Below are 1,104 nucleotides of genomic sequence, written 5' to 3'. Positions count from 1 at the left end.
GATACTTGAGCGTTTTATCCCTCTGCGTATTAACTTAGTGATGGTAAGCCACCAAGTGGATGGCAAATACCTAAACCTGCAGATCCGGGAGTTGCTGCCGTTGGGTGAGGTGGGTCCTTTCTTGCTGGGTGCAGTCGTGGTGGCGGTAAAGAACGTACTCGATTTCATTACTCTGGGTAATTGTCAGGTAGCCAAAGCCAGCTTTGCCTTTTCCGAAACCTATGACCCGGAACTCGTTGAGTCCCTGTTTCGATGCCCGGTACGCTACGGCCAAGACTGGACCGGTTTGTCTCTGCCACTGGATGTGGTGGATCAGCCTCTGCGAACCGCTGACCCGGCCGCCTTCGAGCATGCGGAAAAACTCTGCAAACGGGAACTGCACAGCCTAGTGTCGGATGCTTCCGTGTCAGCACGGGTACGTCGATTAATGCTGGCCAAGCAGGTGAATTTTCCCTCACTCTCCGTCACCTCCCGCATTCTGAACATGACTCCCCGAACCCTGCATCGTCGCTTGTTGGATGAAGGCACCTCGTTTCAGGAAATTCTCGACGGGGTCCGCCATGCCCTTGCCCTGGAATACTTGAAAAGCCAGAACATGAGCATTCAAGAGCTGGCGTATACGCTGGGTTACGGTGACACGGCAAACTTTCGCAGGGCTTTCAAGCGCTGGACCGGTTTGGCACCTTCTGCTTTTCGGGAAAGTGGCCAGGGTTGATCTGGTGGAGACAGAGGGGGCGCGGTCAGATAAATAATCTGCTATAGCGGTTTCTTTTTCTTCTGATAGATCGATAAAACCTTCGCAAATCTTCGGCGCGGTTATCGGTGCCAGCTGATCGCCAGTCGATTTTCATATGGGATGAGGCAGTGATTTCAGTGTCGTTGCCGCCGAAAATAATAAGCCCGTAAATCGCGGGCTTATTATTTCACGCAGTTTTTTTCAAGCTGCTTGAGCTGTCTCGTGCATTCGGTTGGCCCGCCGGAAGGTGCCCAGATCATTAAATCTCACCCCATTATCCTTGAGCACTTTGTGGGCCTGCTTGGCGGTCATCTGTCTGATATAAAAAGGGTCACGAACCACAAAGTGGTGAATCGCGTGGGTGCTGC

Annotated in this window: 1 protein-coding gene; it reads left to right on the top strand. The window is 52.5% G+C overall.

Going from position 1 to position 1,104, the window contains the following annotated elements; all coding sequences use genetic code 11:
- Window positions 1-715: AraC family transcriptional regulator (locus A3730_RS04400; RefSeq protein ID WP_156500897.1), on the top strand; the 715-nt coding region annotated here is incomplete at its 5' end.
- Window positions 716-1,104: the final 389 nt, after the last annotated feature.

This window comes from Alcanivorax sp. HI0044 (genome assembly GCF_001634945.1).
The sequence above is the reverse complement of the archived record's forward strand: the minus strand, read 5'-3'. Positions and strand labels throughout refer to the sequence as shown.